The organism is Mycobacterium syngnathidarum (genome assembly GCF_001942625.1).
In the GTDB taxonomy this organism is placed as follows: Bacteria; Actinomycetota; Actinomycetes; order Mycobacteriales; family Mycobacteriaceae; genus Mycobacterium; species Mycobacterium syngnathidarum.
In genome coordinates, this window is the sequence record NZ_MLCL01000052.1 from 67,739 (window position 1) to 81,877 (window position 14,139).

12 protein-coding genes are annotated in these 14,139 nt (G+C 68.8%); 6 read left to right on the top strand and 6 right to left on the bottom strand.

What is annotated here, in order from left to right:
• The first annotated feature begins 36 nt into the window (after positions 1-36).
• Positions 37-1,164 (top strand): M24 family metallopeptidase, encoded by a 1,128-nt coding sequence (locus BKG60_RS14245; RefSeq protein ID WP_070188739.1) that lies wholly within the window; start codon positions 37-39, stop codon positions 1,162-1,164.
• Here BKG60_RS14245 and BKG60_RS14250 read toward each other — a convergent pair.
• A complete protein-coding gene (locus BKG60_RS14250) occupies positions 1,161-1,586 on the bottom strand; it encodes a F420-dependent biliverdin reductase (protein ID WP_070188740.1) in 426 nt (141 codons plus the stop codon). The genes BKG60_RS14245 and BKG60_RS14250 overlap by 4 nt on opposite strands.
• Positions 1,587-1,621: 35 nt before the next feature.
• Here BKG60_RS14250 and dprE2 point away from each other — a divergent pair, with 35 nt between their 5' ends.
• Genes dprE2 through BKG60_RS14270 form a run of 4 tightly spaced genes read left to right on the top strand, consistent with a single transcriptional unit; the run spans position 1,622 to position 5,062 of the window.
• Positions 1,622-2,380: a decaprenylphospho-beta-D-erythro-pentofuranosid-2-ulose 2-reductase gene (dprE2, locus tag BKG60_RS14255; protein WP_070946431.1), complete on the top strand. Its 759-nt coding sequence runs from the start codon at positions 1,622-1,624 to the stop codon at positions 2,378-2,380.
• Positions 2,381-2,409: 29 nt separating this feature from the next.
• Positions 2,410-3,591 (top strand): precorrin-6y C5,15-methyltransferase (decarboxylating) subunit CbiE, encoded by a 1,182-nt coding sequence (gene cbiE, locus BKG60_RS14260; RefSeq protein ID WP_070946447.1) that lies wholly within the window; start codon positions 2,410-2,412, stop codon positions 3,589-3,591.
• A complete protein-coding gene (gene cobM / locus BKG60_RS14265) occupies positions 3,588-4,343 on the top strand; it encodes a precorrin-4 C(11)-methyltransferase (RefSeq protein WP_070946432.1) in 756 nt (251 codons plus the stop codon). The genes cbiE and cobM overlap by 4 nt, the downstream gene beginning before the upstream one ends.
• Positions 4,343-5,062 carry a cobalt-precorrin-6A reductase gene (locus tag BKG60_RS14270; RefSeq protein ID WP_070946433.1) on the top strand — a complete coding sequence of 240 codons (720 nt, stop codon included), beginning with the start codon at positions 4,343-4,345 and terminating at the stop codon, positions 5,060-5,062. The genes cobM and BKG60_RS14270 overlap by 1 nt, the downstream gene beginning before the upstream one ends.
• Here BKG60_RS14270 and BKG60_RS14275 read toward each other — a convergent pair.
• From BKG60_RS14275 to cobG, 5 genes are all read right to left on the bottom strand, one after another.
• The gene (locus tag BKG60_RS14275; RefSeq protein WP_070946434.1) at positions 5,052-6,125 is read right to left on the bottom strand and encodes a phosphotransferase family protein; all 1,074 of its coding nucleotides are present in this window, start codon (positions 6,123-6,125) and stop codon (positions 5,052-5,054) included. The two genes, BKG60_RS14270 and BKG60_RS14275, sit on opposite strands and share 11 nt — an antisense overlap.
• Entirely contained in the window at positions 6,122-6,760 is a 639-nt protein-coding gene (locus BKG60_RS14280; RefSeq protein WP_070946448.1) for a TetR/AcrR family transcriptional regulator, read from the bottom strand. Before BKG60_RS14280 ends, BKG60_RS14275 begins: the two co-directional genes overlap by 4 nt.
• A gap of 100 nt (positions 6,761-6,860) precedes the next feature.
• The gene (locus BKG60_RS14285) at positions 6,861-8,387 is read right to left on the bottom strand and encodes a precorrin-2 C(20)-methyltransferase (RefSeq protein ID WP_070946435.1); all 1,527 of its coding nucleotides are present in this window, start codon (positions 8,385-8,387) and stop codon (positions 6,861-6,863) included.
• Entirely contained in the window at positions 8,384-9,010 is a 627-nt protein-coding gene (locus tag BKG60_RS14290; protein ID WP_070946449.1) for a precorrin-8X methylmutase, read from the bottom strand. Before BKG60_RS14290 ends, BKG60_RS14285 begins: the two co-directional genes overlap by 4 nt.
• Before the next feature lie 9 nt (positions 9,011-9,019).
• Positions 9,020-10,138, bottom strand: coding sequence for a precorrin-3B synthase (gene cobG / locus BKG60_RS14295; protein ID WP_070946450.1), 1,119 nt, complete (start codon positions 10,136-10,138; stop codon positions 9,020-9,022).
• A 355-nt stretch (positions 10,139-10,493) separates the two neighbouring features.
• Between cobG and cobN the strand changes: the two genes are divergently transcribed.
• Positions 10,494-14,129: a cobaltochelatase subunit CobN gene (gene cobN, locus BKG60_RS14300; RefSeq protein WP_165617831.1), complete on the top strand. Its 3,636-nt coding sequence runs from the start codon at positions 10,494-10,496 to the stop codon at positions 14,127-14,129.
• The last annotated feature ends 10 nt before the right edge of the window (positions 14,130-14,139 follow it).

Sequence of the window (14,139 nt, forward strand, 5' to 3'; positions counted from 1 at the left end):
GACAGTAGTGGACGGGCACCGATTAGCCTCGATGCCATGACCGTCAGCCGATTCAGCACCGATGTCTACGCCCACCGACTTTCCGCAGCCGCCGCAGCCGCGGGTGAGGCCGGTTTGGCCGGGTTGGTCATCACCCCCGGCTACGACCTGCGGTACCTGATCGGCTCGCGTGCGCAGACCTTCGAGCGGTTGACGGCGCTGGTGTTGCCCGCGAAAGGGGACCCCACCATCGTTGTGCCGCGCCTGGAGTTGGCCGCGCTGCGTGAGTCGGCCGCCACCGAACTCGGTGTGGCGGTGCGGGATTGGGTGGACGGCGAGAATCCATACCAGATGGTGGTCGATGCGCTCGGCGGACCGGGTGCCGCGGTCGCGGTGACCGACGCCATGCCCGCGCTGCACCTGCTGCCGCTGGCGAACCTGCTCGGCGTGGTTCCGGTGCTGGCCACCGACGTGCTGCGGCGTCTGCGGATGATCAAAGACCCCGCCGAGATCGACGCGCTGCGCAAGGCCGGTGCGGCGATCGACCGGGTGCACGCCCGGGTTCCGGAGTTTCTGGTGCCCGGCCGCACCGAAGCCGACGTGGCCGCCGACATCGCCGAAGCCATTGTTGCCGAAGGGCATTCAGAGGTGGCGTTCATCATCGTCGGCTCGGGTCCCAACGGTGCCGATCCCCACCACGAATGCTCCGACCGCGAGCTGAGCGCCGGGGACATCGTCGTCGTCGACATCGGTGGCCCGTACGAGCCCGGCTACAACTCCGACTCGACCCGCACGTACTCGATCGGCGAGCCCGATCCCGAGGTGGCGCGTCGCTACGCGGTGCTGCAGCGTGCCCAGCAGGCGGCCGTTGCCGCCGTGCGCCCCGGCGTGACCGCCGAACAGATCGACGCCGCCGCCCGCGACGTGCTGGCCGCCGAGGGCCTGGCCGAGGCGTTCGTCCACCGCACCGGGCACGGGATCGGGCTGTCGGTGCACGAGGAGCCCTACATCGTGGCCGGCAACGATCTCCCGCTGGAGGCCGGGATGGCGTTCAGCGTGGAGCCCGGCGTGTATTTCCCCGGCCAGTGGGGCGCCCGGATCGAGGACATCGTCGTGGTCACCGCCGACGGTGCGGAGTCGGTCAACAACCAGCCGCACGATCTTGTCGTGGTGCCGGTGAGTTAGCCCTCGCTGCGGTCCAGCAGCTCCGACGATCCCAGCACGCGCTCGATGCGTACCTCGATCACGACGCGACGGGGGTTCACCCGCGGGGTGCGGTAGCGCTGGGCGTAGCGCAGCTCGGCGTCACGGACGGCGTCGGGCTCGCTGCTCACCGTCGACTTGCCCTCCAGTGACAGCCAGCGTGCCCCGTCGACCTGGCTGAGCACCGCGATGCCGCGCTCATGCGCATTCACGGCTTTCTGCGAGCCGCCGTTGGTGATGACCCGCGCGATGTGCGTCTTGGGATCGAAGGTGAACCCCACCGCCACGACGTGCGGGGAATTGTCCGAGCGCAGCGTCGTGAGCATCGCCAGGTGGCGTTCGGTGAGGAACGCCAGCGCCTCGTTGGTGAGCTTGGTGGTTGCCTTGCCACGAGATGTAGCCATCGGGGTCCACGCTAGCGCAGGACATAATCGCTGCCATGGATGACACGGCTGGCACGGATCCCCGTGTCGTGGTGATTTTCGGTGGCCGCAGCGAGATCGGTGTCGAACTCGCGGCCCGGCTCGCCTCCGGAGCGGTTGTCGTGCTGGCCGCGCGCCGCACCGATCAGCTCGTCGAGCAGGTCGCGGCGGTGCGGGCGGCCGGTGCCGCCGCCGTCCACACCACCGAGTTCGACGCCGACGACGTTGCCGGCCACGCCCGCGTCGTCGACGCGATCGAAGCCACACACGGACCCGTCGACACCGCGGTGCTGGCCTTCGGGGTGCTGGGAGATCAGGACCGGGCCGAGGTCGACGCCGCCCATGCCGTGGCCGTCGTACACACCGACTACGTGGCCCAGGTCGGCCTGCTCACCGTGCTGGCCCAGCGCATGCGTGCCCGCGGCCGAGGCCGGCTGGTGGTGTTCTCCTCGATCGCCGGGGCCAGGGCCCGACGCGCCAACTACGTCTACGGTTCGGCCAAATCAGGCCTGGACGCATTCGCCACCGGGCTGACCGATGCCCTGCACGGAACCGGGGTGCAGCTGCTGATCGTGCGGCCCGGATTCGTGATCGGCCGGATGACCGAGGGCATGGACCCGGCACCGTTCTCCAGCACACCCGCTCAAGTGGCCGACGCCACGGCCAAGGCCTTGCGCAAGGGCAAGCACGCGGTGTGGGTGCCGTGGGTGATCCGGCCGATGATCTTCGTGACCCGGTTCGTGCCACGGCCGATCTGGCGCAGGATGCCGCGGTGATGAGCGCGCGCGCGAAGATCAGACCGCAGATGAGCGGCACGATCACCGTCGTCGGCATCGGGGCCGACGGGATGGCCGGGTTGTCGCAGACCTCACGCGACGAACTGGCACGTGCCGTCGTCGTGTACGGCGCTCCGCGACAGTTGCAACTGCTCGACGACAGTGTGACGCGCGACCGCCGGGAGTGGCCGTCTCCGATGCTTCCTGCCCTGCCGGAGCTTTTCGGTGACACCGACGTACACGTGGTGGCCAGCGGCGACCCGCTGCTGCACGGCATCGGCGCGACGCTGATCCGATTGTTCGGTGCGCAGCGGGTGCGGGTGCTGCCGCATGTGTCGAGTGTGGCGCTGGCTTGCGCCCGGATGGCCTGGACGGTGCCCGACACCGAAGTGATCAGCCTGGTCGCCGCCGTGCCGCACACCGCGGTGCGCCGTGGTGGGCGGGCGATCGTGCTGTCCCGCGACGCTCAGACCCCGGCAACGCTGGCCCGGCTGCTGAACGAATCCGGCAGGGGCGACTCGGAATTGACCGTGCTGGAGCAGCTGGGCGGTCCGGGGGAGCGGCGCCACGACGGCACCGCCCGGGACTGGGCGACGGCACCACCGACAGGCATCGACGACCTCAACGTGGTCGCGGTGACATACCGTCCCGACGAACGCCGGGCGCAGGCCCTCCCCGATGACGCATTCGCCCACGACGGGCAGCTGACCAAGCAGTACATCCGGGCGGTCACGCTGGCCGCGCTGGGGCCGCGGCCAGGGGAACTGCTGTGGGATGTCGGCTCCGGCTCGGGCAGCATCGCCATCGAATGGTCACGCAGCGCCCCGGGTTGCTCGGCGGTGGCGTTCGAACGCGATGCGCAGCGGCGCGACCGAATCCTGAGCAACGTCACGGCGTTCGGGGTCCAGGTCGACGTCCGCGACGGCGCACCCGAATCCCTTTACGGTGCGCCGGAACCCGCGGCGATCTTCGTCGGCGGAGGCGCGACCCAGCCCGGTTTGCTGCAGGCCTGCTTCGAGCGTCTGCCCTCAGGCGGGCGACTTGTCGTCAATGCGGTCACGTTGGAATCAGAAGCAGTTGTGGCGCAATGGTATTCGAAGGAAGGCGGCGAGGTGCGGCGTTATCAGCACTACCAGGGCGGTGCCATTGGTGGATTCACGGGTTGGCGTCCAGCCCTTCCGGTCACGCAGTGGGCGGTGGTCAAGCGATGACGGTGTACTTCATCGGAGCCGGCCCGGGAGCCGCCGACCTCATCACCGTGCGTGGTGCGAAACTCGTCGGCCGCTGTCCGGTGTGCCTGTACGCCGGGTCGATCATGCCCGACGATCTACTGGCGCTGTGCCCGTCCGACGCCAAGGTCGTCGACACCGGACCGTTGAATCTCGACCAGATCATCGACGAGTTGGTCGCCGCGGACAAAGCGGGTCTGGACGTGGCGCGGCTGCATTCCGGTGACCCGTCGATCTACAGTGCGCTGGCCGAGCAGTGCCGTCGTCTGGACGAGCTGGACATAGAATACGAGATCGTCCCGGGCGTACCGGCATTCGCCGCAGTGGCCGCTGCGCTGGGCCGCGAGCTCACCGTCCCCGGCGTGGCCCAGACCGTCACCCTGTCGCGGGTGGCGACGCTGTCCACCGCGATGCCCGAGGGGGAGGACCTGCGTACGCTGTCGGCGCCGGGAGCGACGTTGGTGCTGCATTTGGCCGCCGCCCAGATCGACAACATCGTCCCGCAACTCATCGACGGTGGATATCTTCCCGAAACCCCTTGCGCTGTGGTCGCATTCGCCAGCTGGCCGCAGGAGATCGTGTTGCGCGGCACGCTGGCCGACATCGCCGAGAAGATGCGTGCCGCCTCGGTGACCAAAACCGCGGTGATCGTCGTCGGCGATGCGCTTGCCGCCCAGGGATTCTCCGACAGCTACCTGTACTCGTCCGGGCGACGCCGCGGAGCCACCCACTGATGAAAGTCCTGCTGCTCGGTGGCACCGGTGAGGCCCGCGCGCTGGCCGTGGCGCTGCATCCGCAGGTCGAGGTGATCAGCTCGCTGGCCGGGCGGGTTCCGGATCCGGCGCTGCCGGTCGGGCCGGTGCGTATCGGCGGGTTCGGCGGAGTGGACGGCATGCGGCAGTGGCTGCAAGATGCCGCCGTGGACGCAGTTGTCGATGCCACCCACCCCTTCGCGGCCACCATCACCGCACATGCGGCGCAGGTGTGCGCCGAACTCGGTCTGCCGCACTTGATCTTGGCCCGGCCGGCCTGGTCGCCGGGAACCGCGATAGTCGTGGCATCGGACACCGAAGCCGCCGAAACCGTGGCGGACAGAGGCTATTCACGGGTGTTTCTGACCACCGGACGTTCCGGTACCCGGGCCTTCAAAGACGTCGACGCCTGGTTCCTGATCCGTGCGGTCACTGCGCCGGATCCAGACACGCTGCCTGCCGATCACCAACTGCTGCTGTCGCGTGGCCCGTACGACTACGGCGGAGAGCTCGCCTTGCTGCGCAAGCACCGGATCGACGCGTTGGTGACCAAGAACAGCGGCGGCGCCATGACCGAGCCCAAGCTGCGGGCCGCCGAGGCAGCGGGGGTGCCGGTGGTGATGGTGGACCGACCGCCACTACCGCCAGGCGCTCACGCGGTAGCCACGGTCGAGGAGGCGGTGGGCTGGGTCAGACGCTGATCAGATCGAGCGTGCCCAGCTCTCGGATCGCCTGACACCCGCGTCGGGCCATCACCACCATCATGTCGTCTCCGCGCTCGGTGGAGCTGGCGAAAGCGGTGCCGAGCACGGTGATCAGCGGCGCCTGCAGCATGCCCAGCCGGTAATCCTGCCAACAGGTTTCGCGATCGTATCCGGTGACGCCATGCGACACCAGCCGGTCATGGTAGGCCGTCACCAGGTCGGCTTCGGCGGCGGCCCGGACGGTCGGATCCAGGCTGGTCGCGGTGAAATACGACAGGTCGCGGGCGGGCAGACCGGATCCGAGGGTTTGCCAGTCCACCACGGTGATCCGGGTGCGGTCGGGGTCGAACAGCATGTTGTCCAGGCGGTAATCGCCGTGCAGGATGGCGAACCGGTCCGGTTCGGCCAGCAGCCACGGGGTGACCACCGACATCGCCGCCCGCATGGTGTCGTGGTCCTCGGCGTCCAGCCGCGCGCCGATCTTGTCCAGGGTGATGTCGGTCGCCATCTTGGCGACATCGCCGAATCCTTTGGCGGAGTCGGGTTCCGGCTTGGGCATCGCGATACCGGGGAAGTTCGCCCACTGCGGGTCGGCCCAGGTCGGCCCGTGCAGATCGGCGAGTGCCAGGACGGCCAACGTGGCTTCCTCCGGTGTGCACCCGGCGATCTGATCGCCTTGTTCGGCGGGCGCCATGTCCGCCAGGAGTAGTACGAAATCTGTTCCGTCACAATCGATCTCACAGTGGTGGCAGCGCGGCACCGGAATCTGAACGTGATCGGCCACCTTGGTGTAGAAGGCGTGCTCCGAACGGTAGCCGATGGTGACGCGGTCACGGACGGTGTCGTCCTGCGACGGTAGCTTGATCGCGAATGTCTGCGGAAGTCCGGTGTTCTCGCGGTAGGTGACCGACACCCGATAGGTGGCACCGGTCTGGCCCGTGCCGATGGGCGCGCTCTGCGCCGAATCCACCTCGGCGCCAAGGATCTGCGACAACCACGCGGCGGTTACCTCGGCGGGTGTGCTCGGAATGGACTTGGGGATCGACCCCGCCGCGGTCATCGAACTGTCCCGTAGATCGATCCCATCCACATTGCCTCAGCACCTTCCGATAGTTGTTGTCGTGACAGCGGCCCACCCAGGATGAACCGTTCCACAAGACGGTCGTTGAATTCGATGAGCAGGCTCGCGAGCACCACCGGGTCGGCGCCGTCGGGCGCACGTCCTGCGGTCCGCTCGTCGGCGATCACCGCCGAGACGGTGGGAACAAAGGACTCGCGCGCCTGGTCCCACAGATCGCGGATGGCCACACTGGAGCCACGCGCCTCTAACATGGCCTGCACCAGGTAGCGGTGATCCTCGGCCGTCTTCAGCACGGCCTCGATGGTGTCGTGGATACGGCTACGTGGTGGACGGGCGGCATCGGCCAGGATGTGGTTGGCGGCGAACAACGCGTCGTACATGGGCTCGAGCAGTGCTGCGACGGCGGCCGCCTTGTTCTCGAAATAGAAATAGAACGCTGAGCGGCCCACCCCGGCCTGACGAGCCACCTCGGCGATGTTCAGCGCGTCGAACCCGGTTCGCCGTAGGTGTTCGTTGAGCGCCTCCAGAATTGCGGTACGGCGCTGATCACTGCGTTGGGGTTGACGCCGGTCAAGGGGCGACCGCGCGGGTGCACCCTGTGGTGCCGTAGGCATGCTGGCCGACCCTCCCATTTGCAACGGGTGTGACGCCGGACACTATCGACCAGTCTGACAACTGTCAACAAAAAGCGACGCGAGTCAGTCGGTGGCCGTCTCAGCCGGGGTACTGGCGCGGCGTGAACACCCGGTCCTCGGTGGTGTCGCCGGCAGCCGAACCCGTGTACCACTGCGTCTGCGACGAGCCGATGATCAGCATCGTGCGCATGTCCACCTGCGTCGGATCCAGGTCTGCCAGCCGCACCACGGTCACCCGCTCACCCGGGCCAGGGTGCGCACCGGAGACGGCGCGGGCGATGACCACCGGGGTGCTCGGATCCCGGTACTCGAGCAGCAGTTCGCGCATGGCGCCCACCTGCCAGGTCCGGCTCTTGGAGGCCGGGTTGTAGATCGCCAGCGCCAGATCGGCTTTGGCCGCCGCGGTGAGACGCTCGACGATCACGTCCCAGGGCTTGAGGCGGTCCGACAGCGAGATCACGGCGTAGTCATGGCCGAGCGGGGCGCCCACCCGGCTTGCGACGGCCTGGGCCGCCGTCATCGCGGGAACCACCCGGACCTGGACGCCGGGCCACTGCTTGGCCTCTTCGAGCACCGCGGTGGCCATCGCGAACACACCCGGATCACCGGAAGACACCACGGCGACCGTCCGGCCCTCCTGAGCCAGCTTGCAGGCCAGCTGAGCGCGGGCCGGCTCGTCGGTGTTGTCGCTGGGGTGGTGGTGCTGCCCGGCGCGGGCCCCGACGCGGTGGAGATAAGGGCCGTAGCCGATCAGGTCGGTGGCCGCGGCGAGTTCGCGGCGGCTCTGCGGGGTCATCCAGTCCGAGTCGCCCGGGCCCAGGCCGACCACCACCACGCTGCCCTGCGGCGAGGTGGACCTGGGCCGGCCGGGAACCATGGCCAGCGAGAAGTACGGCACCTTGATGTCCGCGCCGCCTTCACTGCCCACCTCGCCGGCCGGCGAGACTCGCTGCCGATCCGTGCTGGCACGCTCGACGTAGTAGGCCTCGTCCAGCCGACCGGTCGACTCGAGGGCTTCTCGCACCCGCGTGTAGGACCGGCCGAGCTTGAGCACGACGGCTGCATCGGTGTCGGCCAGGCGCCGTTCCAGCTCCGCCGTGGGCAGCGTGCCGGGCAGGATCGTCAGCACGTCGTCGCCCTGCACCAGCGGGGTGCCCGTGGCGGCCGAGGCCGCGCTCACCGAGGTGACACCGGGGACGATGACGGCGTCGAACCGCTCCGTGAGCCGGGTGTGCATGTGCATGTAGGAGCTGTAGAACAGGGGATCGCCCTCGGCCAGCAGGGCCACGTCGCGGCCGGCCTCCAGGTGCGCGGCGATGCGCTCGGCGGCGGCGGCGTAGAAGTCCTCCATCGCGCCGACGTAGCCGCCCGGATGGTCGGTGGTCTCGGTGGTCACGGGATAGACCAGATGCTCTTCGATCTGGTCCTCGCGCAGGTAGGGCGCGGCGATACCCCTGGCGATGCTGTGCCCGTGCTTGGCGCTGTGATACGCCACCACGTCAGCCGCACCGATCAGCCGGGCCGCCTTGACCGTGACGAGCTCCGGATCGCCCGGGCCGAGCCCGACGCCGTACAGGGTTCCGCGGTTGGTCGACTCGGTGTTCACTCGCGCTCACTTGCAATCGAATTGACGGCGGCCGCGGCCATGGCGCTGCCACCGCGCCGGCCGGTCACCACCAGATAGGACATCCCACGCGGACGCTCGATCAGTTCCTGCTTGGACTGCGCGGACCCGACGAATCCGACCGGCCCGCCCAACACCGCGGCCGGTACGGGCGCGCCCTCGTCGAGCAGCTCCAGCAGCCGGAACAGGGCGGTCGGCGCATTGCCGATCGCGACCACCGCGCCGCCGAGGCGCTCGGCCCACAGATCGACCGCGGCTGCCGAGCGGGTGAACCCCAACTTGGCCGCCAACTCCGGGGCACGCGGATCGGCCACCAGCGAGACGACCTCGTTGTCGGCAGGTAATCGCGAGCGAGTGATTCCGGCCGCGACCATCGACGAGTCGCACAGCACCGGGGCGCCCGCGGCGAGTGCGGTATGCGCCCTGGCCACCACGTCTTCGGTGTAGGAGACATGATCGGCGACGTCGACCTGGCCGCAAGTGTGGATCAGGCGCACCACCACCCGCGACACATCGTCGGGGAAGCGCGACAGGTTCGCCTCGGCGCGGATCGTCGCGAACGACTGCCGGTAGATCTCGGCGGCGTCACGGATGTAGTCGAGCACCCGCATACCCTACGGGGGCGCGATACGCAGCCGGTATCCGTCCTCGCCCGCGACCAGGACCTCCCCGCCGGGAGGGCTGCCGCAGGCCCGCTCACAGCCCACGAAATGCCGGTGCGCGTCCGTGGGGGCGTTGACCGCCTCGGCAGCATCGGCGCGCACATCGGCGGCGGACTTGGCGCATCCGGGGCTGCCGGTGCAGGCGCTGATCCGCAGCCACGGCGAGTTCTCGTCGAACACCAGTCCCAACGGTGCCAGCACGCGCAGCGCGGTGTCCGCGACCCCCTCCGGCACGTCGCACACCAGGACCGAGCGCCATGGGGTGATCACCAGCGGAGCCTCGACGGCGGCCAGGAAGCGGGCCACCCGGGCCTGCAGCACCCCCAGTGGCAGCGCGGCCCCGAGTGCGACGTCGCCATCGCGTTGCTCGATCCAGCCCACCGGCGGGGTCATCGTCGCCGGCCAGGTGGCGCCGGCCGGTGCGGCGGCGGTCAGGCCCTCCAGCAGCGCTGAATGATCGTCAAGTTCGGTTATGCGCCAGGCTTTTCCACGTATCTCGGTGAACCGTCTGGCGATCTCGATCAGGGTGGCCACCACGTCACCGGCATCCAGTCGCACCCCGGTGTCGCGCCCGGCCAGCAGGAGAGCGAATGTGCCGTCATCGTGGGCGTGCACCCCGGCGTCGGCATCGATTCCGGACATGTCGCCGCGGCCGTCGTCCAGGCTGAACCAGAACCTGCCCGGCAAGGACACCAGTGCCTCGTCGGCCTGGATGGCGTGGTCGAGGTCGACGACGAGGGGACGGACATCGCTGACGCCGCCCGAGCGCCCGGACAGGGGCGAGGCGACGATGTTGCGGGCTCGCTCATGGGTCGGTGAGGGCAGCAGGCCCGCTGCCGTCAACGCCGTGGCGGCCCCCTCGGTATCGGTCACCGCGCGGATCTGGATGTTGCCTCGAGAGGTCAGTTCCATTGCGGGAGAGCCGAACTGCTCGGCCACCTGGGCCAATGTCGTCAGCTGGGCCGAGGTGACCATCCCGCCGGGGAGGCGGACCCGCACGAGGGCGCCGTCGGCGGCCTGGTGCACCGTCAGTGCGCCAGGGCAGGCGTCCTGGTCTCGGGTCCTGTTCATCTCGCCCGCCATCTTACTTTCGGGGATGGGTGTGACATCGGTCACTGACCCGGAAACCTGTTCGGTCGCTTACAGATCGGCGATTTTGACCGGCTGAGGACGTACCGTTTACGAGGATTCCCGGAACCGCCGGTACCGGGAACATTGGAAGCAACACCCAAACCTCTGGCGGAAGGAGCGATCCATGCTTGCCTTCGGTGCATTCGCCGCATTCGTCCTTGTGCTCGTCGCAACGGCGGGCTCGCCGTACCGGCAGTCTTGGCACGACCGTTTCGGTGAGACCCAGCCCTGACCCTGATGACCTCGGACCGCACCGACTGCCCCGATCGGGTAGTCCGTGCGGTACGAATGGGGGGTGTTTGCTCCCACTGTCCTGCTGCTGTCGACCTCGGACACCGACCTGATCACTGCCCGCGCCAGCGGGGCCCGGTACCGCTGGGCCAACCCGTCGCGGCTGATCGACGGTGATCTTGAGGAGTTGCTCGAGGGCGCCGACATCGCGGTGATCCGGATCCTCGGTGGCTACCGCGCCTGGCAGGACGGCATCGACAGCGTGGTGGCCAGCGGGGTACCGACGGTCGTGGTCAGCGGTGAGCAGTCGCCGGACGCCGAACTGATGGGGCATTCCACCGCCCCGCAGGGTGCCGCCCTGCAGACGCACATCTACCTGGCCCAGGGCGGGGTCGACAATCTGGCGAACCTGCACTCGTTCCTGTCCGACACCCTGCTGATGACCGGGTTCGGATTCGCGGCACCGGTGACCACGCCGAGTTGGGGAGTGCTGGAGCGGCCCACTGCCACCGTGCCGGATGGGCCGACCATCGCGGTGCTCTACTACCGCGCCCAGCAACTGGCCGGGAACACCGCCTACGTCGAGGCGTTGTGCGACGCCGTCGAGCAGGCCGGAGGGCGCGCGTTGCCGGTGTTCTGCGCTTCCCTGCGTACCGCCGAACCCGAGCTCCTCGAGCTGCTCGGCACCGCCGATGCACTCGTCACCACCGTTCTCGCCGCCGGCGGCGCAACCCCGGCAGCGGTGGGTGCGGGAGGCAGCGACGATTCCTGGAACGTCGCTCACCTTGCCGCACTGGACATTCCGATCCTGCAGGGACTGTGCCTGACCAGTTCGCGGGACCAATGGTCGGATAGCGACGACGGGATGTCGCCGCTGGACGTCGCCACCCAGGTGGCCGTTCCCGAGTTCGACGGCCGCATCATCACCGTGCCCTTCTCGTTCAAGGAGATCGACGCCGAAGGGCTGATCTCCTACGTCGCCGATCCCGAGCGCTGTGCCCGGGTGGCCGGCCTGGCCGTGCGCCACGCCCGGCTGCGCGCCATCCCGGCTGCCGAAAAACGTGTGGCCGTCGTGTTCTCGGCCTACCCCACCAAGCATGCTCGCATCGGAAATGCCGTCGGCCTGGACACACCGGCCAGCGCTGTGGCGCTACTGCGCGCCATGCGCGACGCCGGCTACGACATCGGCGAGGCAACCGGCTCCGGCGACCTCGCCGAAATCGGCGGCTCCGGCGACCTCGCCACAATTGTCGCCTCCGGCGACGGTGACGCCCTGATCCACTCACTCATCGAACGCGGCGGGCAGGACCCGGACTGGCTGACCGACGAAGCGCTGGCCGCCAATCCGATTCGGGTGTCGGCAAAGGACTACCGGGCCTGGTTCGCGACGCTGCCCGCCGAGCTCGCCGATGCCATCGTCGAGCACTGGGGTCCGCCACCGGGCGAGCTCTTCGTGGACCGCAGCCGCGATCCCGACGGCGAGATCGTCATCGCGGCAATCCAATCCGGCAACGTGGTGCTGATCGTCCAGCCGCCCCGCGGCTTCGGCGAGAACCCGGTAGCGATCTACCATGACCCCGACCTGCCGCCCAGCCACCACTATCTGGCCGCTTACCGCTGGCTGGATTCATCGTTTCCCGGTTCGTTCGGGGCGCACGTGCTGGTACACCTGGGCAAGCACGGCAACCTGGAATGGTTGCCCGGCAAGACCCTCGGCATGAGTGCGGCCTGCGGCACCGACGCGGCGCTCGGCGACCTGCCGCTGATCTACCCCTTCCTGGTCAACGACCCGGGGGAGGGCACCCAGGCCAAGCGCCGGGCCCACGCCACCCTGATCGACCACCTCATCCCACCGATGGCGCGCGCCGAAACCTACGGCGACATCGCCAAACTGGAACAGCTGCTCGACGAGCACTCCACGGTCTCGGCACTGGACCCCGGCAAGCTTCCGGCCATCCGCCAGCAGATCTGGACGTTGATGCGCGCCGCCAAGATGGACCACGACCTGGGCTTGGAGGATCGTCCCGACGAGGACTCCTTCGACGACATGCTGCTGCACGTCGACGGGTGGCTGTGCGAGATCAAGGATGTCCAGATCCGCGACGGTCTGCACGTCCTGGGACAGAAGCCCACCGGCGAAGGCGAACTGGACCTGGTGCTGGCCATCTTGCGGGCCCGCCAGTTGTTCGGCGGCGAGCAAACCGTTCCCGGGTTGCGGCAGGCGCTCGGACTCACCGAGGACGGCAGCGATGACCGCTCAGCTGTTGACGCGGCCGAAGCCGGCGCCCGCGAACTGGTCTCGGCACTGCAGGAAACCGGTTGGGATGCCGGCACAGTCGACAAGATCACCGACAACCCGGAGGTGGCCCGGATCCTGCGGTTCGCCGCCACCGAGGTGGTGCCGCGACTGGCCGGTACCGCGGGCGAGATCGACCAGGTGTTGCGTGCCCTGGCCGGTGGCTTCATCGCCTCAGGGCCGTCCGGGTCGCCACTGCGCGGCCTGGTCAACGTGCTGCCCACCGGGCGAAACTTCTACTCGGTGGATCCCAAGGCGGTCCCGTCCCGGCTGGCCTGGGAAACCGGTCTGGCAATGGCGGATTCGTTGTTGGAGCGCTACCGGACCGATTACGGCCGCTGGCCGGAATCGGTGGGGCTCTCCGTCTGGGGTACGTCGGCCATGCGCACCGCCGGTGACGACATCGCCGAAGTGCTGGCCCTGCTCGGAGTGCGGCCGGTGTGGGATGACGCCTCGCGCCGCGTGGTCAACCTGGAGCCGATCGACTTGTCCGAGCTCGGCCGTCCGCGTATCGACGTCACGGTGCGGATCTCCGGGTTCTTCCGTGACGCCTTCCCACACGTGGTCACCATGCTCGACGATGCGGTGGCCTTGGTGGCGGGCCTCGACGAGTCGGCCGAAGACAACTATGTGCGTGCCCACTCCCAGGCCGACCTGGCCGAGCACGGTGACCAGAGGCGTGCCACCACAAGGATTTTCGGATCCAAGCCGGGGACCTACGGGGCGGGCCTGTTGCAGCTGATCGACAGCCGCAACTGGCGTGACGACGCCGACCTGGCCGAGGTGTACACCGCCTGGGGCGGATTTGCCTACGGTCGTGGACTCGACGGCGCACCCGCCGCCGACGACATGAACCGGGCGTACCGGCGAATCGCGGTGGCGGCCAAGAACACCGACACCCGCGAACACGACATCGCCGACTCCGACGACTATTTCCAGTACCACGGCGGCATGGTGGCCACCGTGCGGGCATTGACCGGGCAGGCCCCGGCGGCCTACATCGGAGACAACACCCGCCCCGACGCGGTCCGCACCCGCACGCTGTCGGAGGAGACCAACCGCGTCTTCCGGGCCCGCGTGGTCAACCCGCGCTGGATCACCGCGATGCGCAGGCACGGCTACAAGGGCGCGTTCGAGATGGCGGCGACGGTCGACTACCTGTTCGGCTACGACGCCACCGCGCACGTGATGGCCGACTGGATGTACGAACGGCTCTCGGCCGAATACGTGCTCGACGACGAGAACCGAAAGTTCATGTCCGAGTCCAATCCGTGGGCGTTGCACGGCATGGCAGAGCGATTGCTGGAGGCCGCGGGCCGGGGCATGTGGGCCCAGCCCGAGGCGGCCACGTTGGACGGGCTGCGCCAGGTGCTGCTGGAAACCGAAGGTGAGCTGGAAGGGTGAGCGCGTCCGA

What these genes read in the sequence shown, in the direction of transcription:
- BKG60_RS14245 (WP_070188739.1), top strand. Translation starts at nt 37, where the DNA reads ATGACCGTCAGCCGATTCAGCACCGATGTCTACGCCCACCGACTTTCC.
- BKG60_RS14250 (WP_070188740.1), bottom strand. Translation starts at nt 1,586, where the DNA reads ATGGCTACATCTCGTGGCAAGGCAACCACCAAGCTCACCAACGAGGCG.
- dprE2 (WP_070946431.1), top strand. Translation starts at nt 1,622, where the DNA reads ATGGATGACACGGCTGGCACGGATCCCCGTGTCGTGGTGATTTTCGGT.
- cbiE (WP_070946447.1), top strand. Translation starts at nt 2,410, where the DNA reads ATGAGCGGCACGATCACCGTCGTCGGCATCGGGGCCGACGGGATGGCC.
- cobM (WP_070946432.1), top strand. Translation starts at nt 3,588, where the DNA reads ATGACGGTGTACTTCATCGGAGCCGGCCCGGGAGCCGCCGACCTCATC.
- BKG60_RS14270 (WP_070946433.1), top strand. Translation starts at nt 4,343, where the DNA reads ATGAAAGTCCTGCTGCTCGGTGGCACCGGTGAGGCCCGCGCGCTGGCC.
- BKG60_RS14275 (WP_070946434.1), bottom strand. Translation starts at nt 6,125, where the DNA reads ATGACCGCGGCGGGGTCGATCCCCAAGTCCATTCCGAGCACACCCGCC.
- BKG60_RS14280 (WP_070946448.1), bottom strand. Translation starts at nt 6,760, where the DNA reads ATGCCTACGGCACCACAGGGTGCACCCGCGCGGTCGCCCCTTGACCGG.
- cobG (WP_070946450.1), bottom strand. Translation starts at nt 10,138, where the DNA reads ATGAACAGGACCCGAGACCAGGACGCCTGCCCTGGCGCACTGACGGTG.